Origin of the sequence: Pseudomonas sp. OF001 (assembly GCF_904426495.1) — a bacterium.
Classification (GTDB): domain Bacteria; phylum Pseudomonadota; class Gammaproteobacteria; order Pseudomonadales; family Pseudomonadaceae; genus Geopseudomonas.
Window position 1 is genome coordinate 1 of record NZ_CAJGBM010000005.1, and the last position, 26,379, is coordinate 26,379.

Here is a 26,379-nt window from a genome sequence, read left to right on the forward strand (position 1 = left end):
CACCAGCCTGCTGGAGGGGGTGAACAACCGGATCAAGGTGATCAAGCGCATGGCCTATGGCTTCAGGGACGCCGATTACTTTTTCCTGAAAATCAAGGCCGCCTTCCCCGGGAAAATGCGATGAACCAATAAAAAAGGGACGAGCCATGAGCGTCCCAAGGACACCGGGATGGGACCTCACCATGCCGGTTGTCGGGTGGCGCGCATCGCGCGCCGCAAGGATGTCAGGCGCCGCCGGCGCGTTCTGTTGTGCCGACAAAAAGGACACCGGCGGCGCCTGGAACCGGGTAGCGATCAGCCCTTCAGCGGCACCAGCCGCGGGGCGATCATGTTCTCCGGGCGCAGGATGTCGGCCAGCATCTCCTCGTCGAGCAGACCTTCCTCGCGTACCAGTTCCAGCACGCCGCGGCCGCTGTCCAGCGCCAGCTTGGCGATGCGCGTGGCGTTCTCGTAGCCGATGTACGGGTTGAGCGCGGTGACCAGGCCGATGCTGTGCTCGACCAGGTGCTGGCAGTGCGCGGCGTTGGCGGTGATGCCGACGATGCAGTGCTCGCGCAGCATGTCCATGGCGCGCTGCAGCAGGCGCATCGAGTCGAACATCTTGTAGGCGATCAGCGGCTCCATGACGTTGAGCTGCAGCTGGCCGGCCTCGGCGGCGAGGGTCACCGCCAGGTCGTTGCCGATCACCTCGAAGGCGACCTGGTTGACCGCCTCGGGGATCACCGGGTTGACCTTGCCCGGCATGATCGAGCTGCCCGGCTGGCGCGGCGGCAGGTTGATCTCGTTGATGCCGGTGCGCGGGCCGCTGGACAGCAGGCGCAGGTCGTTGCAGATCTTCGACAGCTTGACCGCGGTGCGCTTGAGCATGGCCGACAGCAGCACGAAGGCGCCCATGTCCGAGCTGGCCTCGATCAGGTCGGCGGCCGCCACCAGCGGCTGGCCGCTGATCGCGGCGAGGCGGGTGACCGCCAGCTTCTGGTAGCGCGGGTCGGCGTTGATGCCGGTGCCGATGGCGGTGCCGCCGAGGTTGACCTCGGTGAGCATCTCCGGGACCAGGCGCTTGAGGCGGTCGAGGTCCTCGCCGAGGGTGGTGGCGAAGCCGCGGAACTCCTGGCCGAGGGTCATCGGCACGGCGTCCTGCAGCTGGGTGCGGCCCATCTTGATGATCCCGGCGAACTCCTCGCCCTTGGCGGCGAAGGCCTGGATCAGGCTGTCCAGGCTGGCCAGCAGGGTGTTGTGACCGAGCAGCAGGCCGAGGCGGATGGCGGTCGGGTAGGCGTCGTTGGTCGACTGCGCCATGTTCACGTCGTTGTTCGGGTGCAGCGCCTTGTAGTCGCCCTTCGGCCGGCCCATGACCTCCAGCGCCAGGTTGGCGATCACCTCGTTGGCGTTCATGTTGGTCGAGGTGCCGGCGCCGCCCTGGATCACGTCGATCACGAACTGGTCGTGGTGCTCGCCGCGGATCAGTTGCGCGCAGGCCTTGCTGATCGCTGCATGCTTGTCGCCGTCGAGGTGCCCCAGCTGGTGGTTGGCATCGGCCGCCGCCTGCTTGACCATCGCCAGCGCGATCACCAGCTTCGGGTAGTGCGACAGCGGCACCCCGGACAGGCGGAAGTTCTGCACCGCGCGCAGGGTCTGGATGCCGTAGTAGGCATCGGCGGGGACTTCGAGGGTGCCGAGCAGGTCTTTTTCGATACGGAAGGATGCAGCAGCGGACATGATGGCGTGAGGTTCCGAAGGATGGCGGTGAGCACCGCGACGCCCATAGGTTAGGGGCTGTGGCGGATCGGCGGCCAATGCTGTTGCTTGCTGGGTCATGCCGAATCAGCATAATGAAGCTGTAACGGCGTCTTGACGCCGGCGATCCGACTGCGGCCGACGGAGGCGCGATGAACCTGGAAACCAAGTGGCTGGAAGACTTCGTCGCCCTGGCCGCCACCCGCAGCTTCTCCCAGGCGGCGCTCAAGCGCTTCGTCACCCAGCCGGCGTTCAGCCGGCGCATCCGCGCCCTGGAGGAAGCCCTCGGCCTGACCCTGGTCAACCGCGCGCGCACCCCGGTGGAGCTGACCGAGGCCGGCCAGCTGTTCCTGGTCACCGCGCGCAACGTGGTCGGCCAGCTCGGCGAGGCGGTGCGCCACCTGCACGACCTGGAGGGCGAGCAGGGCGACATGCTGCAGTTCGCCGCCGCCCACTCGCTGACCCTCGGCTTCTTCCCGACCTGGATCGCCGGCCTGCGCCGCACCGGCCTGACGATCAAGAGCCGGCTGGTCGCCACCAACGTCGGCGAGGCGATGCACGCCCTGCGCGACGGCACCTGCGACCTGATCCTCGCCTACTACGACCCGGAAGCCTCGCTGCAGCTCGACCCCGAGCTGTTCCCCTCGCTGCACCTGGGCGCCACCGCCATGCTGCCGGTGTGCGCGGTGGACGAGGCCGGCCGCCCGCTCTACGACCTCGACAGCGGGCAGAGCGTGCCGCTGCTGGCCTATACCGCCGGCGCCTTCCTCGGCCGCTCGGTCAACCTGCTGCTGCGCCAGCGCGGCCTGCGCTCGACCACCGTGTACGAGACGGCGATGGCCGACAGCCTGAAGAGCATGGCCCTGCAGGGCCTCGGCGTGGCCTGGGTGCCGCGCCTGTCGGTGGAACACGAACTGGCGCGCGGCGAGCTGGCGGTGTGCGGCGGCGAGCAGTGGCAGGTGCCGCTGGAGATCCGCCTGTACCGCTGCGCGCTGCTGCACAAGCCGGCGGTGAGGAGGTTGTGGAAGGTGCTGGAGGAGGGGGCGGGGGCTCTTGCCGGCGCCGGGAGCGATGCCGGCCCGGTCCGGCAGGGCGGGTAACTCGCGCAGCGATTGCCCGCCGCTGGGATCGGTAGAAAAAATCGCGCCGTTGGTTACCCTATTTGCTTCGTTATATACATCAGGAAGAGGTTCGACAGGAATGTCATTCAAGAAATTATTGCTTGTTTCTGTTTCGCTGCTGGTGGCTTTTTTCGCCTATGCGAATCTGAAGGTGATCCGATATCAGGATTTTTCCGGCAATGTTGTGGACGAGCTTCCCACGGAAAAAGCGTGCCTGGTGCTTGGAACTTCAAAATATCTGAAGAGTGGTGGCGAGAACCTGTTCTACAAGTTCAGGATCGAGGCGGCCAAGCAGGTGTATGCGGCAGGCAAATGCTCCAGGATCGTGGTTTCTGGAGACAATCGGCATCATGACTACAACGAGCCGGAGGATATGCGGCAGAGCCTGGTGGAGCAGGGGGTGCCGATAGCGGATATCTACTGTGACTATGCCGGGGGCAGAACCCTGGACTCGGTAGTGAGATTCAGGCATGTCTTTGGCCAGGCTTCAGGCATCGTGATTTCTCAGGAGTTCCACAATGCGAGGGCCATCTACATAGGCAAGGCCAATGGTGTCAGTCTCACAGGCTTCAATGCCGGGGAAGTTGGTGCTTATAGCGGATTGCGTACCAAGGTGCGAGAGGTTTTTTCAAGAGTCAGGGCGGTAGTTGATGTAGAGGTCCTGCATTCGGAGCCGAGACATTATGGGGAGCCGATAAAACTATGAGTGCACTTCCCAGGTCCCATATGGGCTTTCCCACAGGTGGCAAGTGAGGCCGCTCCCTACCCCCCCAACCCCCGCATCGACGACCGCAACTTATAGCGATCCCCCGGATGGATCAGCCGCGCGTAGCTGATCAGGTTCTCCCCCGACCAAGTGCGGCGGATCACCGAGAGGCAGGGCGCGGTGCTGTCGATGCCCAGCGCGGCGGCGGTGGCCTGGTCGACCAGCACCGCCTCGACCACGTGCTCGACGTCGGAAATCGGGCAGGCGGCGACCAGCACCTCGTTGGGGGTGTGCTGGGCGAAGTCGGTGGTCAGGTAGTCGGGCACCCAGCGCGGGTTGACGAAGCGTTCCTCGAGCTGGATCGGCAGTTCGTCCTCGCGGTGCACGAGGATGGTGTGGAACACCTGGCTGCCCAGGCGCACGCCCAGGCGCAGGGCCACCTCGTCGTCGGCGGCGATGGCCTCGCAGCGCAGCACGTCGTTGGAATAGCGGTGGCCGCGGCCGCGCACCTCGGCGGCGATGTTGAGCACTTCCTGCAGCGAGGATTCGGCCTTGCGGTCGGTAACGAAGGTGCCGAGGCCGGCCTGGCGCACCAGGTAGCCCTTCTGCACCAGGTCGCGGATCGCCTTGTTGGCGGTCATCCGGCTGACGCCGAAGTCGCGGGCCAGCTGCTCCTCCGGGGGGATCTGGTGGTGCGCCGGGTAGGCGCCGCTGTCGATCCGCTCGAGCAGGAAGTCCTCGATCTGCTTGTAGCGCGGTGTGCTGGTCACGGCGGGTTCCTTGGTGTTCGCGGCTGGCGGTGATGATACCCAAGGCTGGCCGCGGGTTCATGGTGCGCGTGGCGCACCCTACGGTTGGCGCGGTCGTAGGGTGCGCCGTGCGCACCGGGGTTACAGCACCATCGCCGCCACCCAGCCGAAGGCCAGCAGCGGCAGGTTGAAGTGCAGGAAGGTCGGCACCACGGTGTCCCAGATGTGGTCGTGCTGGCCGTCGGCGTTGAGGCCGGCGGTCGGGCCGAGGGTCGAGTCGGAGGCCGGCGAGCCGGCATCGCCCAGCGCCGCGGCGGTGCCGACCAGGGCGACGATGGCCAGCGGCGAGAAGCCGAAGCCCAGCGCCAGCGGCACGTAGATGGCGGTTATGATCGGCACGGTGGAGAACGACGAGCCGATGCCCATGGTGATGAACAGCCCCACCAGCAGCATGACCAGCGCGGCCATGGCGCGGTTGTCGCCGATCAGCTGCACCGAGTCCTCGACCATCTGCGGAATGCCGCCGGTGGCCTTCATCACCGCGGCGAAGCCGGCGGCGGCGATCATGATGAAGCCGACCTGGGCCATCAGGCGCATGCCCTGCACCACCACGTCGTCCTGCTCGCGCCAGGCGATCACCCCGCTCAGCGAGATCACCGCGAAGCCGACCAGGCCGCCAAAGATCATCGAGTCGGTCCATAGCTGCACCACCAGCGCCAGCAGCAGGGCCAGGCCGATCATCCCCACCTGGCGGCGGCTCAGGCTGCCGCCGGCCTCATCCGCCGGCTCGCCGCTGGCCACCACGCTCTGGTAGCTGCGCTTGCGGCGGTAGCTGAAGGCGGCGATGGCCAGGCCGGCGACCATGCCCAGCGCCGGCAGCAGCATGGCCTGCGGGGCGATGTCGCGGGTGACGCTGAAGCCCTGGGCGGCGCCGGCCTGGTTGATGTTGGCGATCAGGATGTCGTTGAGGAAGATCGCGCCGAAGCCCACCGGCACCGCCATGTACAGGGTGGTGATGGCGAAGGTGATGGCGCAGGCCACCAGGCGGCGGTCGAGGTGCATGCGGTTCATCACGTACAGCAGCGGCGGCACCAGCAGCGGGATGAAGGCGATGTGCACCGGGATCAGCGTCTCGGCCAGGGCGCCGGCGACGATCAGCGCGGCGAGGATGCCCCACTTGATCAGCACCAGGTTGCCGCTGGCCTGCTCGCCGTGGCCCAGATGGGCGACCACGCGCGCCGACAGGCGCTGGGCGATGCCGGTGCGCGACAGCGCCACGGCGAAGGCGCCGAGGGCGGCGTAGGCCAGCGCCACCGGGGCGCCGCCACCGAGGCCGTCGCCGAAGGCGGCGACGATCCTGTCCATCGGCATGCCGGCGGCCAGGCCGCCGACCACCGCGGCGATGATCAGGGCGAACACCACCGAGACGCGCAGCATGGCCAGCACGACCATCACCAGCACGGCCAGAACGATTGCATTCATGTCGTTTTCCACTCGCTAGTTGTTGTTGTCGGGGAAAAGCAGGACGCAGCGGCCCGCACCCGCGGCGCAGGGCCGCGGGCAGGGCACGTTGGCGTCGGTCAGCCCAGGGAGGGCAGCAACCCGGCCGGCATCAGCGCGTTGAGGCCGCGCGCGGCGAGCAGCGCGCTGGCCGCCTCGATGTCCGGGGCGAAGAAGCGGTCTTCCTGGTAGTACGGGACCTGGTCGCGCAGCAGGCTGCGTGCCTGTTCCAGCTTCGCCGAGGTCTTCAGGCCGGTGCGGAAGTCCAGACCCTGGCAGGCACCCAGCCATTCGATGGCGAGGATGCCGCGCACGTTGTCGGCCATGCTCCACAGGCGCTTGCCGGCGTTCGGCGCCATGGACACGTGGTCCTCCTGGTTGGCCGAGGTGGGGAGGCTGTCGACGCTGTGCGGGTGGGCGAGGGCCTTGTTGTCGCTGGCCAGCGCCGCGGCGGTGACCTGGGCGATCATGAAGCCGGAGTTGACCCCGCCGTTGGCCACCAGGAACGGCGGCAGCTGCGACATGTGCATGTCCATCATCAGCGAGATGCGCCGTTCGGACAGCGAGCCGATCTCGGCGATGGCCAGCGCCAGGTTGTCGGCGGCCATGGCCACCGGCTCGGCGTGGAAGTTGCCGCCGGAGATCACGTCGCCCTCGGCGGCGAACACCAGCGGGTTGTCCGACACGGCGTTGGCCTCGATCTGCAGCACTTCGGCGGCCTGGCGCAGCTGGGTCAGGCAGGCACCCATCACCTGCGGCTGGCAGCGCAGCGAGTAGGGGTCCTGGACCTTGTCGCACTTCTCGTGGGACTGGGCGATCTCGCTGCTGGCGCCGAGCAGGTCGCGGTAGGCGGCGGCCACGTCGATCTGCCCGCGCTGGCCGCGGGCGGCGTGGATGCGCGCATCGAACGGGGCGCGCGAGCCGAGCATGGCCTCGACGCTGAGGCCGCCGCAGACGGTGGCGGCGGCGAACAGGTCCTCGCCCTCGAACAGGCCGCGCAGCGCGTAGGCGGTGGAGGCCTGGGTGCCGTTGAGCAGGGCCAGACCCTCCTTGGCGGCCAGGGTCAGCGGCTCGAGGCCGGCCACCGCCAGCGCCTCGCGGCCGTCGATCCACTGGCCCTGGTAGCGCGCCTTGCTCTCGCCGAGCAGCACCAGCGACATGTGCGCCAGCGGGGCGAGGTCGCCGGAGGCGCCGACCGAGCCCTTCAGCGGGATGTGCGGGTAGACCTCGGCGTTGATCAGGGCGACCAGCGCGTCGATCACCTTGCGGCGGATGCCGGAGAAGCCGCGCGCCAGGCTGTTGACCTTGAGCAGCATGATCAGGCGCACCATGGCGTCGTCCAGCGGCTCGCCGACGCCGGCGGCGTGGGACAGCACCAGCGAGCGCTGCAGCTTCTCCAGGTCGGCCGGGGCGATGCGGGTCGAGGCCAGCAGGCCGAAGCCGGTGTTGATGCCGTAGGCGGTGCGGCCTTCGGCGATGATGCTCTCGACGCAGGCCACGCTGGCGTCGATGGCGGCGTGGCAGCCGCTGTCCAGGGTCACGCGCAGCGGCTGCTGGTAGGCGGCGCGCAGGTCGGCGAGGGTCAGCTGGCCGGGGACGAGATGCAGGTTGTGGGTCATGGCTCAGGCTCCCTTCACCGGATTGATCATCGGCAGGTCGAGACCCTGCTCGCGGGCGCAGTCGATGGCGATCTGGTAGCCGGCGTCGGCGTGGCGCATCACCCCGGTGCCCGGGTCGTTGCGCAGCACGCGGCCGAGGCGGGCGTGGGCGTCCGGCGTGCCGTCGGCGACGATCACCACCCCGGAGTGTTGCGAATAACCCATGCCCACGCCACCGCCGTGGTGCAGCGACACCCAGGTGGCACCGCCGGCGGTGTTCAGCAGGGCGTTGAGCAGCGGCCAGTCGGACACGGCGTCCGAGCCGTCGAGCATGGCCTCGGTCTCGCGGTTGGGGCTGGCCACCGAGCCGGAGTCCAGGTGGTCGCGGCCGATGACGATGGGCGCCTTCAGCTCGCCGTTGGCGACCATCTCGTTGAACGCCTGGGCGAGGCGCGCGCGGTCCTTCAGGCCGACCCAGCAGATGCGCGCCGGCAGGCCCTGGAAGCTGATGCGCTCGCGGGCCATGTCCAGCCAGCGGTGCAGGTGCGGGTTGTCGGGGATCAGTTCCTTGACCTTGGCGTCGGTCTTGTAGATGTCCTCGGGATCGCCGGACAGCGCCACCCAGCGGAACGGGCCGATGCCCTGGCAGAACAGCGGGCGGATGTAGGCCGGAACGAAGCCGGGGAAGTCGAAGGCGTTCTTGACGCCTTCTTCCAGGGCCATCTGGCGGATGTTGTTGCCGTAGTCGAAGGTCGGCACGCCCATCTTCTGGAAGTCGAGCATGGCCTGCACGTGCACGGCCATCGAGCGCTTGGCGGCCTTGGCCACCGCTTCCGGCTCGGTCTTGCCGCGCTCGACGTACTCGTCCCAGCTCATGCCCAGCGGCAGGTAGCCGTGCAGCGGGTCGTGGGCGCTGGTCTGGTCGGTGACCATGTCCGGGCGCACGCCGCGGCGCACCAGCTCGGGGAGGATCTCGGCGGCGTTGCCGCACAGGGCGATGGACACCGCCTTGCCGGCGCTGGTGTAGCGGTCGATGCGCGCCAGGGCGTCGTCCAGGTCGGTGGCCTGCTCGTCGACGTAGCGGGTGCGCAGGCGGAAGTCGATGCGTGACTGCTGGCACTCGATGTTCAGCGAGCAGGCGCCGGCGAGGCTGGCGGCCAGCGGCTGGGCGCCGCCCATGCCGCCCAATCCGGCAGTGAGGACCCAGCGGCCGGTCAGGTCGCCGTTGTAGTGCTGGCGACCGGCCTCGACGAAGGTCTCGTAGGTGCCCTGGACGATGCCCTGGCTGCCGATGTAGATCCAGCTGCCGGCGGTCATCTGGCCGTACATGGCCAGGCCCTTGCGGTCCAGCTCGTTGAAGTGCTCCCAGGTGGCCCAGTGCGGCACCAGGTTGGAGTTGGCCAGCAGCACGCGCGGGGCGTCCTTGTGGGTCTCGAACACGCCGACCGGCTTGCCGGACTGGATCAGCAGGGTCTGGTTGTCCTCTAGGCGCTCGAGCACCTCGACGATCTTGTCGTAGCACTGCCAGTTGCGCGCGGCGCGGCCGATGCCGCCGTAGACCACCAGATCCTCGGGTTTTTCCGCCACGTCCGGGTGCAGGTTGTTCATCAGCATGCGCAGCGGCGCTTCGGTCAGCCAGCTCTTGCAACGCAGGGTGGTGCCGGTCGGGGCGGCGATCTTGCGGCTCGGGTCGTGGCGGGGATCGATGGTGCTCATCGGGGTTCCTCTTTCGCTTGTTGTTGTTGGGGCGTGGGGTTGGGGTCAGCCGTGCAGGGACAGCTTGTGGATCAGGCGCGCCGCCACGCGGGCGGTGCGGTGGTCCTGGTCGTGTTCGGGATTCAGTTCGGCCAGCTCGGCGAGCAGCAGCTTGCCGCTGGCGGCGAGGCGCTCGATCAGGGGCTCGAGCAGGGCGACCGGCACGCCGTGGGCGGCCGGGGCGCTGACGCCGGGGCCTTCCCAGGCCGGCAGCACGTCGAGGTCGACGGTCAGGTAGATGGCGTCGGCCTCGGCGACGAAGGCGTCCAGTTCGGCGCCGATGGCCTCGAGGGTGCTTTCGCGGATCTCGAAGTCCTCGCGCACCAGTACGCCCAGCTCGGCGGCGGTGTGGAACAGCGCGCGGGTGTTGGCGGCGCGGCTGACGCCGAGGCAGGCGTAGCGGAACGGCCAGCCGCGCGCGGCGCAGGCCTCGGCGATCTGCGCGAAGGGCGTGCCGGAGGAGTGCACATGGGCCGGGTCGCGCAGGTCGAAGTGGGCATCGAAGTTGACGATGGCCAGACGCGGCGCGCGGCCGAGCTTGGCGTTCAGGTGCGCGGCGATGCCCTGCCAGCTGCCGTAGGCCACCTCGTGGCCGCCGCCGAGCACCACCGGCAGGTGGCCGGCGGCGAGCAGCTCGGCGACGCTGGCGCCGAGGCGCTGCTGGGCGGCGTCGAGGTTGCCGTCCAGGCAGCACACGTCGCCGGCGTCATAGGCCGGGCCCTGGCGGTGCCAGGCCAGGTTGGCGAGCATCTTGCGGATCGCTGCCGGGGCGCCGGCGGCGCCGACGCGGCCCTGGTTGCGCCGCACGCCTTCGTCGCAGGCGAAGCCGAGCAGGGCCAGGCCCGGCTGGCTGTCCGCGCCCAGCGGCTGGATGCGCTGGTGCCAGCGCGGGCTGTCGGCCTCGGGGTCGACGCGGCCGTGCCAGACGTCCAGGTTCAGGCGATCAACGTTCATTCGTAATGGCTCCATTGAAGATGCGCTGGCGCAGGCGCCCGGCCTGCACCGCGTAGGCCAGTTCGGCGGCGCGTTCGACGTCCCACAGGCACAGGTCGGCCGGCAGGCCTTCGGCGAGGCGGCCCAGCTGCGGCAGGCCGAGGGCGCGCGCGCCCTGGGCGGTCATCCCGGCCAGCGCTTCGCGCGGGGTCATGCGGAACAGGCTGCAGGCCAGGTTGAGCAGCAGGGTGGGCAGGAACAGCGGCGAGGTGCCGGGATTGGCGTCGCTGGCCACCGCCATCGGCACGCCGTAGCGGCGCAGCAGCTCGATCGGCGGGCGCTGGGTCTCGCCGAGCACCAGGAAGGCGCCGGGCAGCAGGGTGGCGACGGTGCCGGCTTGCGCCATGGCGGCGACGCCGGCCTCGTCGAGGTATTCGATATGGTCGGCGGACAGGCCGTGGTGGCGCGCCACCAGCGCGCTGGCGCCCTGGTTGGACAGCTGCTCGGCATGGGCCTTGACCGGCAGGCCGTGGCGCGCGGCGGCGGCGAACACCCGTTCGCACTGCGCCGGGCTGAAGGCGATGGACTCGCAGAACACGTCCACCGCATCGGCCAGGCTCTCGGCGGCGGCCGCCGGGATCATCTCCTCGCAGACCAGCTCGATGTAGGCGTCGGCGTTGCCGGCGTACTCCGCCGGCAGGGCGTGGGCGCCGAGCAGGGTGGTCAGCACCCGCACCGGCAGTTCCGCGCCGAGGCGGCGGGCGACGCGCAGCAGCTTCAGTTCGTCGGCCACCGACAGACCGTAGCCGGACTTGATCTCCACGGTGGTCACGCCGTCGGCGAGCAGCGCTTCCAGACGCGGGCGGGCCAGGGCGAACAGCTCGTCCTCGCAGGCTTCGCGGGTGGCGCGCACGGTGCCGAGGATGCCGCCGCCGGCGCGGGCGATCTCCGCGTAGCTGGCGCCTTCCAGGCGCTGCTCGAACTCGCCGGCGCGGTTGCCGGCGTACACCAGGTGGGTGTGGCAGTCGACCAGCCCGGGGGTCAGCAACCCGCCGCGCCCGGCGAGAGTGGCGCCGGCGACGCGTGACTCGTCCAGCTCGGCCATCGGGCAGAGCAGGGCGACGCGGCCGTCCTCGACCAGCACGGCCATCGGCTCGGGCAGCTCCTTGTGGCCGTCGAAGACGCTGACGTCGCGCCACAGCAGGCGGGGGGTGGAGGGTGCGGACATGGAGTGGATGACCTTCGGTTGGCGTTGTTTGTATATACAATATGAGCGGGGACGCAGGTCGTCAACAGCTGCGACTGCCGTTGGTCCGGCCAGGGGCTGCCGCGCGCGGCGGGAAAGTCGCGCAAAGGCTAGTGTGGCAAGGGTTGTAGGCGCAGGGTGGCTTCTGGTTCGGCGGGCCGGCGGGTGGCGGAAAGAGACGGGCGGGCGGCGGTGCGCGGTGGCGGTGCTTGCGGGTTTCGCGTGTATGTATATACATTTGCTGCCAGCCGATACGGCCCGCCCGCACAGAGGAGCACTGCAGCATGCGCAAGATCAGTCTGGCCGCCGCACCGCGGCGGCCGTGGAAGAACGGCGGCGGCGAAACCCGCGAGCTGGTCGTGGCGCCGCCCGGCGCCGGCCTCGACGACTTCGACTGGCGCATCAGCTGCGCGCAGGTGGCCAGCGGCGGGCCGTTCTCGGCCTTTCCCGGCGTCGACCGCAGCCTGCTGGTGCTGGAGGGCGCCGGCCTGCGCCTGGACTTCGGTGCCGGCGAGGCGCTGGAACTGGACGCGGCTGCCGTGCCGCTGCAGTTCGCCGGCGAGCAGCCGGTCACTGCCGAACTGCTCGCTGGCCCGGTCGGCGACTTCAACGTTATGACCCGCCGCGCGCGCTGGTGCCACCGCCTGCAGGTGCTGGTGCTGCACGGCCGCCAGTTTCTGCGCCGCGAGGCCGAGCTGGAGCTGCTCTACTGCGCCGCCGGCCGCATCGACGGCTGGCTGGCCGACGCCCGGCCGTTCGTCCTGGCCGCCGGCGAGGGGCTGTTGTTCGGTGCGAGCGCAGCAGCGAGCGCAGCCGCGGGCGCAGCAGCGGATGCCGCAGCGGACGCCACTACGCTCGCAACCGAGGGCGCCGCTGTGCCCGCCGACGCTGGCGGCCTGCTGCTGTTCGAGGCTTCGGCACCGACCCGCCTGCTGCGGGTGCAGCTGTGGCGGCGCTGAGCGCAGGGGCTGCCGGCGCGGCGCCCTGACGGGTGGTCGCGGCCCGGGCTTGCCGTGCCACCATTTTGTACAAATACTGTACCTGCTGTTTTTCTTGTACAAATAGATGCGAGGTGAGCGCCATGAACCTGCACGACCTGTCCACCCACGCCCTGGCCGGGCGCATCGACAGCCTCGACCTGATCTCCCTGGAGGGCGGCATCTACGTGCTGGAGGCGCAGATGGACGGCCGCCCGCACAGCCTGGTCGACGAGCAGGGGCGCGTCTGCCACCTGCGCTCGGTGGAACACGCCCGCGACCTGCTGCAGGAGGTTCCGCTGCTGCCCTTCCACCTGGTGCACCAGTCGCCCTACGACGAGATGTGCGGCCTCGCCGAGGGCCGCCGCGAACCGCTGCGCGTGCCGATCGGCATGCGTTCGCACTGGTGAGGCTGCGGGGCCGCGGCGGGCGCCTCAGGGTTCGGGCGGCTCGTGCTGGTCGAGGGCTTCCTGCAGGGCGGCATGCAGGCGCGCATGCAGGCGCACGAACCAGCGCCACAGCAGGGCGAGCAGGGTCACGGCGAGCAGGCCGATGATCAGCAGCCACTCGGTCGGCGGCAGGATGCTCGAGCTGAGGGTGGCGAGCAGCGGCAGGAAGCTGCCGAGGGTCAGCAGCGGGATCAGCTCGGAGAGCACCCGGCGCACCCGGCGGGAGCGGCTGCTGCGCGTGCCCAGCTCGGCGAGCAGCAGCGACAGCGCCTTGAGGCGGTGGTAGGCGGCGATCAGCAGCGGCAGCGAGAGCAGCAGGGCGGCGCCCCAGATCAGCGCCTTGTGCAGGGGCAGCGGCAGCTGCTGGCGGCCGAGCCAGGCGCCGATGGGCTCGGCGAAGTAGCCGGCGCCGAGGAAGATCGCCGCCACCAGCGCCAGGTTGATCACCGCGTGCAGCACGCTGCGGCGGATCAGGCTGGCCAGCAGGGCGTGCTGGCCGGGCAGGCGCAGGTTGCGCAGCCAGATGCCGTAGGCCCCGAACACCCGCGCCACGCCGGGCGGCATGGCCCTGGCGAGGCGCTGGGCCAGCGGGTCGGCGGCGCGGATCAGGTAGGGCGTGGTCAGGGTGGTGATCGCCGACACCGCCACCGCCACCGGATAGAGGAAGTCGCTGGTGACGCCGAGCTGCACGCCGAGGGCGGCGATGATGAAGGAGAACTCGCCGATCTGCGACAGGCCCATGCCGACGCGCAGCGAGGTGCGTCCGTCGTTGCCGGTGACGAAGGCGCCGATGCTGCAGCTGAGGATCTTGCCGAGCACCACGGCGAGGCTGATCACGGCGATCGGCCAGGCATGCTCGCGCAGGACCGCCGGGTCGATCAGCAGGCCGATGGCGACGAAGAAGATCGCGCTGAACAGGTAGCGCACCGGCTCGACCAGTCGCTCGATCTGCGCCAGCTGGCGCGACTCGGCCATGACCGCGCCGATCAGGAAGGCGCCGAGTACCAGGCTGTAGCCGAGCTTGGTGACCAGCAGGCAGAAGCCGAAGCACAGGCCGAGCACGGCGACCAGCAGGGTCTCGTCGCTGCCGAAGCGCGCCACGTAGGCGAGGACGCGCGGCACCAGCAGCAGGCCGACCAGCAGCGACACCAGGATGAACAGCAGCAGCTTGGCGAGGGTGGCGAACACTTCGCCGGCGGCCACGCTGCCGCTGGCGGCGATGCCGGAGAGCAGGGCGACGATGGCGATGCCGAGGATGTCCTCGACGATCAGCACGCCGAAGATCAACTGGGCGAAGCGCTCGTGCTTCATCTTCAGGTCGCCCAGGGCCTTGACGATGATGGTGGTCGAGGAGATCGCCAGGATCGCGCCGAGGAACAGCGCATCCATCGCGCTCCAGGCGAACAGCCGGCCGATCTGGTAGCCGAGCCAGACCATCAGCACGATCTCGAAGAAGGCGGCGAGGATGGCGGTGGGGCCGACGCGCAGCAGCTTGCGCAGGCTGAACTCGAGGCCGAGGCCGAACATCAGGAAGATCACCCCCAGCTCGGCGAGGATGCGGATGCTCCGTTCGTCGCTGATCAGGGCGAACGGCGGGGTGTGCGGGCCGATCAGGAAGCCCGCGACTATGTAGCCGAGCACCACCGGCTGCCTGAGGCGGTGGAAGAGTACCGTCACCAGCCCGGCCGCCAGCATCAGCACGGCGAGGTCCTGGATGAAGGCGATGGCATGCATGGCCGGCTCCTCGGGAGCGGCCCCGCCGGCCGCCCCCGTTCGATGATAGGCGGGTCTGCCCGTCAACAGAACCTTTGCGATATACTCCGCAGCTTTCTTTGGCCGAGCACGCTGTCCGGCCCGCATTTGTCATTCGCAGACAAGCCACGCGCGGTTGCCCGGCGTGGCTTGTTGGTTTTTGTCGCGCCAGGCTGGCGCAGAACTAGAGGCACGACGATGAGCGCACTGGTAGGCGTGATCATGGGCTCCAAATCCGACTGGAGCACCCTCAGCCACACCGTCGACATGCTGGACAAGCTGGGCATCCCCCACGAGGTCAAGGTGGTGTCCGCCCACCGCACCCCGGATCTGCTGTTCCAGTATGCCGAACAAGCCGAAGGCCGCGGCCTGGAAGTGATCATCGCCGGCGCCGGCGGTGCCGCCCACCTGCCGGGCATGTGCGCGGCCAAGACCCACCTGCCGGTGCTCGGCGTGCCGGTGCAGTCGTCGATGCTGTCCGGCGTCGACTCGCTGCTGTCCATCGTGCAGATGCCCGGCGGCATCCCGGTCGCCACCCTGGCCATCGGCAAGGCCGGCGCGATCAACGCCGCGCTGCTCGCCGCCAGCATCCTCGGCGGCAAGCACCCGCAGTTCCACGAGGCGCTCAAGGCCTTCCGCACCCAGCAGACCGAGTCGGTACTGGAAAACTCGGACCCCCGCGAAATCTGAGGCAAGCACCCATGAAGATCGGCGTAATCGGTGGCGGCCAGCTGGGCCGCATGCTGGCTCTGGCGGGTACCCCGCTGGGGATGAACTTTGCCTTCCTCGATCCGGCGCCGGACACCTGCGCCGCCGCCCTCGGCGAGCACCTGCGCGCCGACTACGACGACAAGGATCACCTGCGCCGCCTCGCCGACGAGGTCGACCTGGTGACCTTCGAGTTCGAGAGCGTGCCGGCCGAGACGGTGGCCTTCCTCGCCCACTTCGTGCCGGTGTACCCGAGCGCCGAATCCCTGCGCATCGCCCGCGACCGCTGGTTCGAGAAGTCGATGTTCAAGGACCTCGGCATCCCCACCCCGGAGTTCGCCGACATCCAGTCGCAGGCCGACCTCGACGCCGCGGCGGTCGCCATCGGCCTGCCGGCGGTGCTCAAGACCCGTACCCTGGGCTACGACGGCAAGGGCCAGAAGGTCCTGCGTTCGCCGGCCGACGTCGCCGGCGCCTTCGCCGAGCTGGGCAGCGTGCCGTGCATCCTCGAGGGCTTCGTGCCCTTCACCGGCGAGGTATCGCTGGTGGCGGTGCGCGGCCGCGACGGCGAGACGCGCTTCTACCCGCTGGTGCACAACACCCACGTCGACGGCATCCTGCGCCTGTCGGTGGCCAGCAGCGCGCACCCGCTGCAGGCGCTGGCCGAGGACTACGTCGGCCGCGTGCTGGAGAAGCTCGACTACGTCGGCGTGCTGGCCTTCGAGTTCTTCGAGGTCGACGGCGGCCTCAAGGCCAACGAGATCGCCCCGCGCGTGCACAACTCCGGGCACTGGACCATCGAAGGCGCCGAGTGCAGCCAGTTCGAGAACCACCTGCGCGCCGTCGCCGGCCTGCCGCTGGGCTCGACCGCCAAGGTCGGCGAGAGCGCCATGCTCAACTTCATCGGCGAAGTGCCGCCGGTGGACAAGGTGGTGGCCGTCGCCGACTGCCACCTGCACCACTACGGCAAGGCCTTCAAGGCCGGGCGCAAGGTCGGCCACGCCACCCTGCGCTGTGCCGATCGCGCGACCCTCGAGGCGCGCATCAGGGACGTCGAGGCGCTGATCGAGGGCTGAGGCCTTCCACGATCCGGCAACGAGCGCTCCCGCAGGCTAGGCTGAAGGCAACTTCACCTCTGCGGGAGACTCTGCCATGGGCATCCTCGGCACCATCCTCATCGGCCTGCTGGTCGGTGTGGTCGCGCGCTTTCTCAAGCCCGGGCACCAGCCGATGGGCTGGGTCATGACCATCCTGCTCGGCATCGGTGGCTCGGTCATCGCCACCTACGGCGGCCAGGCGCTGGGCATCTACCGCGCCGGCCAGGCGGCCGGCTTCGTCGGCGCGGTGGTGGGCGCGGTCATCTTGCTGGTAGTGTTCGGCTATCTGAAGAAATCCTGAGGCGCCCGTGCGGCGCCGCGAGACCCGCATGCGCCTGCTGTCCGCCCTCTGCCTGACCCTGATCGCCACCCTGAGCCACGCGGCCGAGCCGCCGGAAACCGACTGGCTGGAGCTGCTGCCGCCCGAGGACCTGGCGGCGCTGGAGGCGATGCCGGAGATCGACCACCAGGGCGCCGAGGGCGACAGCCCGTTCTACGGCCAGGGCGGCCTCAGGCAGCAGGCCGATCTGCCGGCGGTGATGTACTCGACGCGCACCGTGGCGGCCTTCGACGGCCGCGAGGTGCGCCTCGGCGGCTATCCGGTGCCGCTGGAGAGCGATGCCGACGGCCGCTTCCACACCTTCTTCCTGGTGCCCTATCCCGGCGCCTGCATCCACGTGCCGCCGCCGCCGCCGAACCAGATCGTGCTGGTGCGCTACCCCGAGGGGATGGCGCTGGACGACATCTACGCGCCGCTGTGGGTCAGCGGCACCCTGCGCATCGAGAAGGTCGGCAACCAGCTGGCCGACGCCGCCTACGCCCTCGACGCCGAGGGCGTGCGGCTGGTCGAGGAGGCCGATCTCTGACGCTCGTCGCGCAGACGCACAAACGCCGCGCAACCCGCCAGGGTGCGCGGCGTTTGTGTGTGTGGCGTCCGTGCCTGCTGCCTCCCTTCAGCCGGCGGACGGCGTGCTCAGCCCGCCTGGCCGGCCAGGCGCAGCTGCTGGATGCGCTGCTGCTTGTAGGAGCGCGCCGCCGCCGGGACCGGCGTGCTCTTGCCGGTCTCCAGCCACTGGCGCACGCGGCTGGCGTCGCCGATGTGGGAGCGCTTGCCGAAGGTACCGAGCAGCACCATGGCCACCGGACGCTGCCCCACGTGGGCGAGCATCGCCAGGCAGTGGCCGGCCTCGTTGATGAAGCCGGTCTTGGTCACCTCGATGTTCCAGGCCGGGTTGCGCACCAGCGGGTTGGTGTTGAAGAAGCTCTGCGCGTAGTTCGGCTTCTGGAAGTGCGCGTCGCGGTTGGGGGTGGTGCTCAGCTCGCGGATCAGCGCGTACTGCCGCGCGGCCTTGAGCAGGCGCACCAGGTCGCGGGCGGTGGAGACGTTGCGCTCGGACAGGCCGGTGGGCTCGACGAAGTGGGTGCGGCTCATGCCCAGCGCCCGGGCCTTGGCGTTCATCGCCGCGACGAAGCGCGCGTGGCCGCCCGGGTAGTTGTGCGCCAGGGCCGCGGCGGCACGGTTCTCCGAGGACATCAGCGCCAGGCGCAGCATCTCCTTGCGGCTGATCCGGCTGTTGACCCGCACCCGCGAGTACACGCCGCGCAGCTCGCGGGTGTCGTGGATGGCCACCGGAATCACCTCGTCGAGGGGCTGGCGGGCATCCAGGGTGACGATGGCGGTCATCAGCTTGCTGATCGAGGCGATCGGTACCACCGCATCCGGGTGGCTGGCGAACAGGACCTGGTCGGTGCTCAGGTCGACCACCATGGCGCTGCTGGAGGCCAGCTCCAGGCGGGCCGGGTCGCGTGCCGCCCGGCCCGGCTCGGCGGCGAGCAGGGGCTGGGCGAGGCCGGTGAATGAGAGCAGCAGACCGAGAATGAGGGTGCGGAATTTCGGGCGCATGGCGGAGGACTTCGCAAGCAGGGGGAGGAACGGCGCGGCGGGCGCCACGGGGGGCAAGTATAGTTGGCCGATGGGTATTGCGGTGGTGGCCGACGCGCGTTGTCGCACGTTTTTGCCCCGCATTGACTTTTCCCGACCGGCCCGCCAACCATGTGCGAAATAAGCAACGAGGTGTTCAAGATGAATTCCAGCGGAATCGCCGAACACGCGGTGGAAGCCCTCAGCGCCCGCGAGCGCCAGCGCTTCCTCGAGCGCAATCCCCAATCCGTGGCGCTCGCCGCGCGTGCGCGGCACTCGCTGTTCGGCGGCGTGCCGATGCACTGGATGAGCGACTGGTCGACGCCGGTGCCGCTGTTCGTCGAGCGCGCCCGCGGCGCGCGCTTCTTCGACGTCGACGGCCACGAGTACGTCGACTTCTGCCTGGGCGACACCGGCAGCATGTTCGGCCACTCGCCGGCGCCGGTCGCCGCGGCGCTGGCCGAGCAGGCCGGCAACGGCCTGACCACCATGCTGCCCGGCGAGGATGCGGTGCTCTGTGGCGAGCTGCTCGCCGAGCGCTTCGGCCTGCCCTACTGGCAGGTGGCGACCACCGCCACCGACGCCAACCGCTTCGTGCTGCGCTGGGCGCGGGCGATCACCGGGCGCAAGGTGATCCTGGTGTTCGACGGCTGCTACCACGGCACCGTCGACGAGGCCATGGTGCGCGCCAAGGGCGGCCACACCGTGCACCGTCCGGGACTGATCGGTCAGGCGCGCAACCTGACCCAGCACAGCCGCGTGGTGCCGTTCAACGATCTCGCCGCGCTGGAAGCGGCGCTGGCCCCCGGCGACGTCGCCGCGGTGCTCTGCGAGCCGGCACTGACCAACATCGGCATGGTGCTGCCGCAGCCGGTCTTCATGGCGCGCCTGCGCGAGCTGACCCGCCAGGCCGGCACCCTGCTGATCGTCGACGAGACCCACACCATCTCCACCGGTCCCGGCGGCTGCACCCGCGCCTGGAGCCTCGAGCCGGACTTCCTCACCCTCGGCAAGCCGGTGGCCGGCGGGGTGCCCTGCTCGGTGTACGGCTGCAGCGCGGAGATGGCCCGGGCGATGCAGCTGGCCCGCCAGCACGCCAGCGAGCTGAGCCACGGCCACGGCCACAGCGGCATGGGCACCACCCTGTCGGCCAACGCCCTGGCCATGCACTGCATGCGCGCCAACCTGGAGCAGGTGATGACCCCGGCGGCCTACGAGCACATGCTCTGGCTGGCGGCGCGCCTGGCCGAGGGCTTCCGTGGGCTGATCGAACGGCACCGGCTGCCCTGGTCGGTGACCGGGCTGGGCGCGCGCTGCGAGTTCCAGTTCTGCGCCGCGCCGCCGCAGACCGGCGCCGAGGCCGAGGCGGCGTTCCACGACAGCCTGCAGATGGCCCTGCACCTGTACCTGATCAACCGCGGCATCCTGATCACGCCGTTCCACAACATGACCCTGTGCTGCCCGGAGACCACCGCCGGCGACGTCGACCGGCTGCTCGCCACCCTCGACGAGGGGCTGAGCGAGCTGCTGGCCATCCCTGGCGCGCGGGAGTCCTGAGCCGTGGCCCTGTATCCTTCCGGCATCGCGCCCGGGCGCGGCTGACCTCCGGCGCGGCCCATGGCCGCCCGTAGGGTGCGCCGCGCGCACCGCCACGCCCCGGGTGCGCACGGCGCACCCTACGCACCGCCGCCATACAAGGATTCCCCCATGCGCTTCGCCGAACTCGCGGAAGCCGACGCCTTCCTCGCCGCCCATCCCGACGTCAACGCCATCGAGCTGTTCATCATCGACCCCTGCGGCGTGCCGCGCGGCAAGCTGCTGCGCCGCGAGGAGCTGCGCGCCATCTACCAGAACGGCCGGCCGCTGCCGAGCAGCATCCTCGGCCTGACCATCCGCGGCGAGGATGTCGACGCCACCGGCCTGGTCTGGGAGGTCGCCGACGCCGACTGCTGGGCCTGCCCGCTGCCCGGCAGCCTCAAGCTGCAGACCTGGCGCGCCCAGCCGACCGCCCAGGTGCAGGTGTCCATGCACCCCGAGCAGGGCCGCCCGGCCAGCGTCGCCGACCCGCGCCACGTGCTGGCGCGGCAGATCGCCCGGCTCCAGGCCGACGGCTACCACCCGGTGATGGCCGCCGAGCTGGAGTTCTACCTGCTCGACCAGGCCCGCGACGCCGCCGGCCGCCCGCAGCCGGCGCGCCAGGCCAATGGCGTGCGCCCGCAGGCGCCGCAGGTCTACGGCGTGCTCGAGCTGGAGCAGCTGGCGTCGTTCCTCGACGACCTCTACGCCGCCTGCGCCGCCCAGGGCCTGCCGGCGCGCACGGCGATCTCCGAGTACGCCCCGGGGCAGGTGGAGATCACCCTCGAGCACCGCGCGGACGCCCTGCAGGCGATGGACGAGGCGGTGCGCTACAAGCGCCTGGTCAGGGGCGTGGCCCACAAGCACGGCTTCCAGGCCTGCTTCATGGCCAAGCCGTTCGGCGAGCTGGCCGGCAGCGGCCTGCACATGCACGTCAGCCTGGCCGACGAAGACGGCAACAACCTGTTCGCCAGCGAGGATCCGACGGGAACGCCGCTGCTGCGCCAGGCCATCGGCGGCCTGCTGGACACTCTCGAGGACGGCCTGGCGGTGTTCTGCCCCAACGCCAACTCGTTCCGCCGCTTCCAGGCCAACAGCTACGCGCCGCTGGCCAGGAGCTGGGGGGTGAACAACCGCACCGTGTCGCTGCGCGTGCCGGGCGGGCCGGCGGCCAGCCGCCACGTCGAGCACCGCATCTGCGGCGCCGACGCCAACCCGTATCTGGCCGCCGCGCTGCTGCTGGCCGGCATCCACCGCGGCCTGCGCGAAGGGCTCGACCCCGGCGCGCCGATCGAGGGCAACGGCTACGAGCAGGCGCGCGAGACCCTGCCCACCGACTGGCTGACCGCCCTGCGCAGCCTGGAGCGCTCGGCCTGGGCGCGCGAGGCGCTCGGCGAGGACTTCCATCGCGTCTACCTGGCGATCAAGCAGGAGGAATACCGCCAGTTCATGGGCGAGGTCGGCGAGCAGGACTGGCGCTGGTACCTGGGCCACGCCTGAGGCGTCGGTGCAGGATTGTTGCGCCGACGGAAAATGTCCTTGCCGTCAGTCGGGGCGATCGTCGACCATGGTCGCCCCTCGTACCTGGCAAAATGCGTCGAACGCGACATTTCGCCGCAGGTCGCGGCACGATGACCGGCGGATCGCCGCGCGACCGTTCGGAGCTGCGCAAAGCCGCGCCGCGTGCGGGTTCGGCGGGTTTCGGCGCAGGGCGAAATTGCTCCACACAGAAGGGGTGCATTCGACTAAAGTAGCGTCCTCTTCACCCGTAATAGAGCCTGGAACACCCATGCAATCCGGCAATTCGCAGCTGACCATGACCGTCCTGATGACTCCGGACAAGGCCAACTTCTCCGGCAACGTGCACGGCGGCACGCTGCTCAAATACCTCGACGAAGTCGCCTATGCCTGCGCCAGCCGCTACGCCGGTCGCTACGTGGTGACCCTGTCGGTGGACCAGGTGATCTTCCGCCAGCCGATCCACGTCGGCGAGCTGGTCACCTTCCTCGCCTCGGTCAACTACACCGGCAGCACCTCGATGGAAATCGGCATCAAGGTGGTCACCGAGGACATCCGCAACCAGACGGTGCGCCACACCAACAGCTGCTTCTTCACCATGGTGGCGGTCGACGGTCACGGCAAGACCGTGCCGGTGCCGCCGCTCAATCCGCAGACCGCCGAGCAGAAGCGCCGCTTCGCCCAGGCCGAACAGCGCCGCGCGATCCGCCGCGAGCTGGAAGAGCGCTACAAGGCGCTGATGAACCACGACTGAGGGTCGTCCATGCCGCACCGCCACCCGCTTCGCCCGCAGTCCGCCCGGAGGCGCGCATGCTGACGCTCGGCGAACTGGCGGTGCTGCTGCTGGTGGGCGGCGTCTGTGCCTGGCTGTGGCACGCCCACGGCGTTCACGAGCACGCCCTGCGCCTGGTGCGCCAGGCCTGCCTGCGCGAGGACGTGCTGCTGCTCGACGACAACGTGGCGTTCCGCCGCCTGCGCCTGCTGCGCGACCGCAGCGGCCGCCTGCGCCTGGCCCGCGAGTACGCCTTCGAGTTCACCGTCACCGGCGAGCAGCGCCACCCGGGACGGCTGCTGCTGCTCGGTCGCACCCCGGCGCAGATCGAGCTGGCGCCGCACCCCTTCCGCGAGCCGGCGACCGACGACGACCACGACGCCGAGCGGGTGGTCAACCTCGACGACTGGCGCCGCCGCCAGCGCTGAGTCCGCCGCTCAGTCGGCGCTCGCCAGCAGGAAGGCGCGCACCCGCTGCGCCGTCTCCTGCGCATCCTCCTGCATGAAGCAGTGGCCGCCGGCCACCCGCTGCGCGCTGACCCGGTGGTTGAGCGCGCACCAGCGCGCCACGCCCTGGGCGACGAAGGGGTAGGTATCCGCACCCTGCAGCACCAGGGTCGGCGTGCTCACCCTGGCCAGCGCGCGCCACAGGCCGCGCGGGTAGGAGGCGAAGATCTCCGCCTCGCGGCTCGGCCGGCACTTGAGCGCCACCCCGCCCTCGACGCTGCGCAGTGCGTGCTCGACGTAGGCGTGCAGCGCCGCGTCGCTCCAGCCGCGGAAGATCCCCCGGCCATGCAGGCCCGCCCGGGCCGCGGCGCGGTCCGGCCAGCGCTCGCGGCGGCCGCGCGCCTGGCGCACCAGCGCGCGGCGCTCGTGCAGGCCGAGCAGCTCGGACAGCGCCATCACCCCGATCATCGCCGGCGGAAACAGCACCGGGTCGAGCAGCACCGCGCGCTGGAACAGCGCCGGCTCGCCGGCGAGGATCAGGCCGCTCAGCACGCCGCCGAAGCTGTGCCCGCAGGCCAGGCGCGGCACCGCGCCGAAGCGGCCGAGGCCGGCGCGCAAGGCTTCCACCGCCAGCTCGGCGCTGCGGTTCCAGCCGTGGAAGCGTCCGCCGTGGTCGCTGTCGCCGTGGCCTTGGGCGTCGCACAGCCAGAGGTCGAAGTCGCGCGCCAGCAGGGCCAGCAGCGGCTCGTAGGCGCGGCAGCAGAAGCCGTTGCCGTGCAGGAAGTGCAGCAGCGGCTTGCCCGAGGGCTCGCTGTGCCAGCCGCGCAGGGTGAAGCCGGCCGAGCTGAGGTGGGACCAGGGATGCAGGTGCATGGCGAAGCTCCGGTCAGGCCAGCGTCGCCAGCAGCAGCGGCAGGCTGACGGCGGCGAGCAGGGTCTGCAGGGTGATGATGCCGGCCATCAGGTGGCCGTCGCCGCCGAGCTGGCGGGTCAGCGTGTAGGCGGTGGGCGCGGTGGGCAGGGCGAAGAACAGCACCAGCAGGCTGCTCTCCAGCGCCGGCAGGGCCAGCAGCTGCGCCACGGCGAAGGCCAGCAGCGGCATCAGCAGCAGGCGCGCGGCGCAGTTGCCGAGCAGCGCCGGCGCCTCGCCGCGCAGCTCCTGCGGGCGCAGCGCGGCGCCGACGCAGAGCAGGCCGAGCGGCAGGCTGGCGGCGGCGAGCAGGCCGAGCAGGCGCTCCGTGCCGCCGGGCAGGCCGATGCCGCCCAGGTTGAGCAGGGCGCCGCCCAGACAGGCGAGGATCAGCGGGTTCCGGGTGATCGGCAGCAGCAGGCTGCGCGCGCTGACGCCGCGCTCGGCGCTCAGCGCCCACACCGACAGCACGTTCACCGCCGGCACCATCAGCGCCAGCATCAGCGCCGCCAGGGTCAGTCCTTCCGCGCCGTACAGGCTGCCCACCGTGGCCAGGCCCAGGTAGGTGTTGAAGCGCAGTGTGCCCTGGACGATGGCTCCGAAGCGCGCCGCCGGCCAGCCGCGCCAGCGGCGCAGGGCGAGCAGGCCGAGCCAGCCGGCGGCCAGGCCGAGCAGCACCGCCAGCGCCAGGCGCGGCAGCGCCGGGTTGTCCAGCGGCGCGCGGGCCAGGCTGCCGAGCAGCAGGGCGGGGAACAGCACGAAGTAGTTGAGGCGCTCGGCGCCGGGCCAGAAGGCCTCGCCGGGGAAGTCGGCACGGCGCAGCAGGTGGCCGGCGACGATCAGGGCGAACAGCGGCCAGAGGGCGAGCAGCAGGGGCGACATGGCAGCTCCGTTGCAGGGCGGCGCACGCCGCAGGTCCGACGGGAGGAGTCGGCAGTCTAGCGGCAAACGCCGCCGTCAGGGCAGCTGCAGGCCGCCGCCGGCCCTGTGCAGCGCGCGCAGCTGCGCGCCGATCTGGCGCACGTTGGCCTCGCCGTCGTCCAGTTCGCGGCGCCGCTCGCTGCCGAGCAGGGCCAGCAGCTGCGCGTCGAGCCGGTCGCTGAGCTGGCGCAGCTCGGCCTGGCGCGCCCCGCTTTCCTGCTCCAGGCGCTGCCACTCGCCGGGCTGCGGCAGGCCGTAGCCGCCGTCGAGCAGCTCGGCCGGGCGGCTGAGGAAGCCGCTGCCGGCCAGCAGCCGCTCGAGGGTGCGGTCGGCGGCGGCGTTGCTCTGCCCGCGGGCGCGGCGGCCGAGGTAGGCCTGCTTGAGGTCGTCCTGGGCCAGCTGCAGCTGGCGGCGCCGCGCGGCCTGTTCGAGCAGCAGCAGGGCGGCGCTGGCGCGCAGGTCGGCGCCGGCGAAGTGGCGGCGGCGCTCGCCGGCCGGCAGCGCCAGCCAGTCCTCCACCGTGGCCTGCGGCAGGGCCAGGCGCGCGCGGGCGACGGCGAACATCGCCTGGTAGCGCTCGCGGAAGGAGTCGAAGCGGTAGCCCAGGCGCAGCGCCTCGCGCGGATCGGCGAGCACGCTGCGCTCAAGCAGACCGCGCGCCTCGAGCAGTTCGAGCAGGCCGCTCGGCGTGATGCTGTCGAGGTCGGCCAGGCGCGGGTCGGCGCTGCCGCTCCTGAGCAGCTTGAGGGTCTCCACCGCGCAGTTGTTGCTGAGGAACCAGTAGTCGCCGTCGTGGCTCCAGTGCAGCTCGGCGGCGCGCTCGGCCAGCGTGCGGATCTGCACGCGGGTCAGCCCGAGCGGCAGCGAGGCGAGGCTGCGCAGTTCGGTCTTGGTGTATTCGTCGATCACCTGGCCGAGCGGCAGGACGAACAGCCGCGAGGGATAGGCGCCGGTCAGGCCGTCCCAGCTGGACAGCTGCACGTCGCCGACGAAGGCGCGGAACGACAGCACCAGGTGCCGGTCGAGGTCGAGCCGGCAATCCGGGCCGCGCGGCCGGCCGGGGGCGCACACCACCAGGCGCAGCATGCTGTGGCCCCAGCGGCTGACCCAGTTGTCGTTGGCCTCGGCGAACAGGTAGTCGACCGCGTAGATGCGCTCGGGGTCGAGGCGTGCCAGCGGCTGACGGGCGAAGTCGCTGCCGGCGTTGAGGTAGGCCAGCTCGCCGGCGCAGTCGGCTGCCGGCGGCGCCCAGGCGAAGTGGTTGCGCAGGTGGCGGTACAGGCCCGGTCGCCGGCAGGCGTACTGCGGGTCGAGGAGGAAGTACTCCATATTCACCGCGACGAACTCGCGCGGATTGCTCCGCTCGTAGGCGTCGGGGCTGCGCAGCTCCTGCGGGTTGTCGGCCTCGCGCGCGCCGCGGCGGCCGACGCGCTGCGCCCAGCCGGCCAGGTCGAGCAGGTGCGGGTCGTCGGAGAGGGTGAAACGGCGCGCGGTCTGCCCGCGGCACTCGCCCGGCATGCCGATGTCGCCCTGACTGCGGGCCTGCTGCCGGCAGCGGCGGATCAGCCGCGCCTCGTCGGCCGGCCAGGCGCGCGCGCGGTCGTAGAGGTGGGTCAGCTCGTGGAGCAGGGTGGCCAGCAGTTCGCGGCGCAGGGTGCCGTGCGGGCGGCCGGTCGCCGTGCGCGCGGCGCTGCCGTCGGCCAGCGTGGGCAGCAGGCGGGCGTTGAGTTCGAAGGCGTCGAGGCGGTTCAGGCGGCCGTACACCGCGGCCGGCAGCGCGTCGCTCCAGCGCAGCGTGACGCGGCGGTCGAGCTGCTGGCGCAGGCGCGGCGGCAGGGCGGCGAGTGCCTCGTCGAGCAGCGCCTGGCTGGCCTGGCGCTCGGCGGCGGACAGGCCGGCGCCCTGCAGTTCGAGGCGCAGGCCGGCCGGTGCGGCGGCGTGGGCGGGCGGCGTCAGGCTGCCCAGCAGCAGGGCGAGGCCGCCCAGCG

At 70.7% G+C, this 26,379-nt stretch carries 25 protein-coding genes; 13 read left to right on the forward strand and 12 right to left on the reverse strand.

Annotation, left to right across the window (positions count from 1 at the left end; translation table 11 throughout):
• Positions 1–124: transposase (locus tag RA210_RS04215; protein ID WP_201485414.1), on the forward strand; the 124-nt coding region annotated here is incomplete at its 5' end.
• Positions 125–294: 170 nt separating this feature from the next.
• Here RA210_RS04215 and RA210_RS04220 read toward each other — a convergent pair.
• The gene (locus tag RA210_RS04220) at positions 295–1,719 is read right to left on the reverse strand and encodes an aspartate ammonia-lyase (RefSeq protein ID WP_201485508.1); all 1,425 of its coding nucleotides are present in this window, start codon (positions 1,717–1,719) and stop codon (positions 295–297) included.
• 170 nt (positions 1,720–1,889) lie between these two features.
• Here RA210_RS04220 and RA210_RS04225 point away from each other — a divergent pair, with 170 nt between their 5' ends.
• Both RA210_RS04225 and RA210_RS04230 read left to right on the forward strand, forming a co-directional pair.
• Positions 1,890–2,837: a LysR substrate-binding domain-containing protein gene (locus tag RA210_RS04225; protein WP_201485509.1), complete on the forward strand. Its 948-nt coding sequence runs from the start codon at positions 1,890–1,892 to the stop codon at positions 2,835–2,837.
• 100 nt (positions 2,838–2,937) lie between these two features.
• Positions 2,938–3,564 carry a SanA/YdcF family protein gene (locus RA210_RS04230; protein WP_168772534.1) on the forward strand — a complete coding sequence of 209 codons (627 nt, stop codon included), beginning with the start codon at positions 2,938–2,940 and terminating at the stop codon, positions 3,562–3,564.
• 56 nt (positions 3,565–3,620) lie between these two features.
• Here the strand turns inward: RA210_RS04230 and hutC are convergent, their stop codons facing one another.
• The 6 genes from hutC to hutI all read right to left on the reverse strand — a co-directional run bounded on the left by hutC (position 3,621) and on the right by hutI (position 11,327).
• Complete coding sequence (gene hutC / locus RA210_RS04235) at positions 3,621–4,334, reverse strand: histidine utilization repressor (protein ID WP_201485510.1); 714 nt, start codon at positions 4,332–4,334, stop codon at positions 3,621–3,623.
• A 120-nt stretch (positions 4,335–4,454) separates the two neighbouring features.
• Positions 4,455–5,795 carry a Na+/H+ antiporter family protein gene (locus RA210_RS04240; RefSeq protein WP_201485511.1) on the reverse strand — a complete coding sequence of 447 codons (1,341 nt, stop codon included), beginning with the start codon at positions 5,793–5,795 and terminating at the stop codon, positions 4,455–4,457.
• Positions 5,796–5,893: 98 nt separating this feature from the next.
• The gene (gene hutH / locus RA210_RS04245; protein ID WP_201485512.1) at positions 5,894–7,432 is read right to left on the reverse strand and encodes a histidine ammonia-lyase; all 1,539 of its coding nucleotides are present in this window, start codon (positions 7,430–7,432) and stop codon (positions 5,894–5,896) included.
• A 3-nt stretch (positions 7,433–7,435) separates the two neighbouring features.
• Positions 7,436–9,127: a urocanate hydratase gene (gene hutU, locus RA210_RS04250; protein WP_201485513.1), complete on the reverse strand. Its 1,692-nt coding sequence runs from the start codon at positions 9,125–9,127 to the stop codon at positions 7,436–7,438.
• A gap of 45 nt (positions 9,128–9,172) precedes the next feature.
• Positions 9,173–10,120: a formimidoylglutamase gene (hutG, locus tag RA210_RS04255; RefSeq protein ID WP_201485514.1), complete on the reverse strand. Its 948-nt coding sequence runs from the start codon at positions 10,118–10,120 to the stop codon at positions 9,173–9,175.
• A complete protein-coding gene (hutI, locus tag RA210_RS04260; RefSeq protein WP_201485515.1) occupies positions 10,110–11,327 on the reverse strand; it encodes an imidazolonepropionase in 1,218 nt (405 codons plus the stop codon). The genes hutG and hutI overlap by 11 nt, the downstream gene beginning before the upstream one ends.
• 302 nt (positions 11,328–11,629) lie before the next feature.
• Here hutI and RA210_RS04265 point away from each other — a divergent pair, with 302 nt between their 5' ends.
• Together RA210_RS04265 and RA210_RS04270 are read left to right on the forward strand one after the other, a co-directional pair.
• Positions 11,630–12,304 (forward strand): HutD/Ves family protein, encoded by a 675-nt coding sequence (locus RA210_RS04265; protein WP_201485516.1) that lies wholly within the window; start codon positions 11,630–11,632, stop codon positions 12,302–12,304.
• Positions 12,305–12,426: 122 nt separating this feature from the next.
• The gene (locus RA210_RS04270; RefSeq protein ID WP_136490642.1) at positions 12,427–12,732 is read left to right on the forward strand and encodes a DUF6482 family protein; all 306 of its coding nucleotides are present in this window, start codon (positions 12,427–12,429) and stop codon (positions 12,730–12,732) included.
• A gap of 24 nt (positions 12,733–12,756) precedes the next feature.
• Here RA210_RS04270 and RA210_RS04275 read toward each other — a convergent pair whose 3' ends face one another.
• Positions 12,757–14,505 carry a cation:proton antiporter gene (locus tag RA210_RS04275; RefSeq protein WP_201485517.1) on the reverse strand — a complete coding sequence of 583 codons (1,749 nt, stop codon included), beginning with the start codon at positions 14,503–14,505 and terminating at the stop codon, positions 12,757–12,759.
• 216 nt (positions 14,506–14,721) lie between these two features.
• Here RA210_RS04275 and purE point away from each other — a divergent pair, with 216 nt between their 5' ends.
• From purE to RA210_RS04295, 4 genes are all read left to right on the forward strand, one after another.
• The gene (gene purE / locus RA210_RS04280; protein WP_136490640.1) at positions 14,722–15,213 is read left to right on the forward strand and encodes a 5-(carboxyamino)imidazole ribonucleotide mutase; all 492 of its coding nucleotides are present in this window, start codon (positions 14,722–14,724) and stop codon (positions 15,211–15,213) included.
• Positions 15,214–15,224: 11 nt separating this feature from the next.
• Complete coding sequence (locus tag RA210_RS04285) at positions 15,225–16,307, forward strand: 5-(carboxyamino)imidazole ribonucleotide synthase (RefSeq protein WP_136490639.1); 1,083 nt, start codon at positions 15,225–15,227, stop codon at positions 16,305–16,307.
• A gap of 76 nt (positions 16,308–16,383) precedes the next feature.
• Positions 16,384–16,629, forward strand: a complete 246-nt coding sequence (locus RA210_RS04290) for a GlsB/YeaQ/YmgE family stress response membrane protein (protein ID WP_136490638.1) — start codon at positions 16,384–16,386, stop codon at positions 16,627–16,629.
• Between the two features lie 28 nt (positions 16,630–16,657).
• Positions 16,658–17,194, forward strand: coding sequence for a DUF3299 domain-containing protein (locus RA210_RS04295; RefSeq protein WP_201485518.1), 537 nt, complete (start codon positions 16,658–16,660; stop codon positions 17,192–17,194).
• 107 nt (positions 17,195–17,301) lie between these two features.
• Here RA210_RS04295 and pbpG read toward each other — a convergent pair whose 3' ends face one another.
• On the reverse strand, positions 17,302–18,231 hold the full coding sequence (gene pbpG / locus RA210_RS04300; protein WP_201485519.1) for a D-alanyl-D-alanine endopeptidase: 930 nt from the start codon (positions 18,229–18,231) through the stop codon (positions 17,302–17,304).
• A gap of 180 nt (positions 18,232–18,411) precedes the next feature.
• Here pbpG and RA210_RS04305 point away from each other — a divergent pair, with 180 nt between their 5' ends.
• The 4 genes from RA210_RS04305 to RA210_RS04320 all read left to right on the forward strand — a co-directional run bounded on the left by RA210_RS04305 (position 18,412) and on the right by RA210_RS04320 (position 22,542).
• The gene (locus RA210_RS04305; RefSeq protein WP_201485520.1) at positions 18,412–19,806 is read left to right on the forward strand and encodes an aspartate aminotransferase family protein; all 1,395 of its coding nucleotides are present in this window, start codon (positions 18,412–18,414) and stop codon (positions 19,804–19,806) included.
• Positions 19,807–19,956: 150 nt separating this feature from the next.
• A complete protein-coding gene (locus RA210_RS04310; protein WP_201485521.1) occupies positions 19,957–21,324 on the forward strand; it encodes a glutamine synthetase family protein in 1,368 nt (455 codons plus the stop codon).
• A 289-nt stretch (positions 21,325–21,613) separates the two neighbouring features.
• Positions 21,614–22,096 (forward strand): acyl-CoA thioesterase, encoded by a 483-nt coding sequence (locus tag RA210_RS04315; protein ID WP_136490633.1) that lies wholly within the window; start codon positions 21,614–21,616, stop codon positions 22,094–22,096.
• A 56-nt stretch (positions 22,097–22,152) separates the two neighbouring features.
• Positions 22,153–22,542 carry a DUF3301 domain-containing protein gene (locus tag RA210_RS04320; RefSeq protein WP_136490632.1) on the forward strand — a complete coding sequence of 130 codons (390 nt, stop codon included), beginning with the start codon at positions 22,153–22,155 and terminating at the stop codon, positions 22,540–22,542.
• A 9-nt stretch (positions 22,543–22,551) separates the two neighbouring features.
• On the opposite strand, the gene RA210_RS04325 is transcribed toward RA210_RS04320, so the two are convergent.
• From RA210_RS04325 to RA210_RS04335, 3 genes are all read right to left on the reverse strand, one after another.
• Positions 22,552–23,433, reverse strand: a complete 882-nt coding sequence (locus RA210_RS04325) for an alpha/beta fold hydrolase (RefSeq protein ID WP_201485522.1) — start codon at positions 23,431–23,433, stop codon at positions 22,552–22,554.
• Positions 23,434–23,446: 13 nt separating this feature from the next.
• Positions 23,447–24,352, reverse strand: coding sequence for an AEC family transporter (locus RA210_RS04330; RefSeq protein ID WP_201485523.1), 906 nt, complete (start codon positions 24,350–24,352; stop codon positions 23,447–23,449).
• Positions 24,353–24,427: 75 nt separating this feature from the next.
• Positions 24,428–26,377 carry a DUF7844 domain-containing protein gene (locus tag RA210_RS04335; protein WP_201485570.1) on the reverse strand — a complete coding sequence of 650 codons (1,950 nt, stop codon included), beginning with the start codon at positions 26,375–26,377 and terminating at the stop codon, positions 24,428–24,430.
• Positions 26,378–26,379 lie beyond the last annotated feature (2 nt).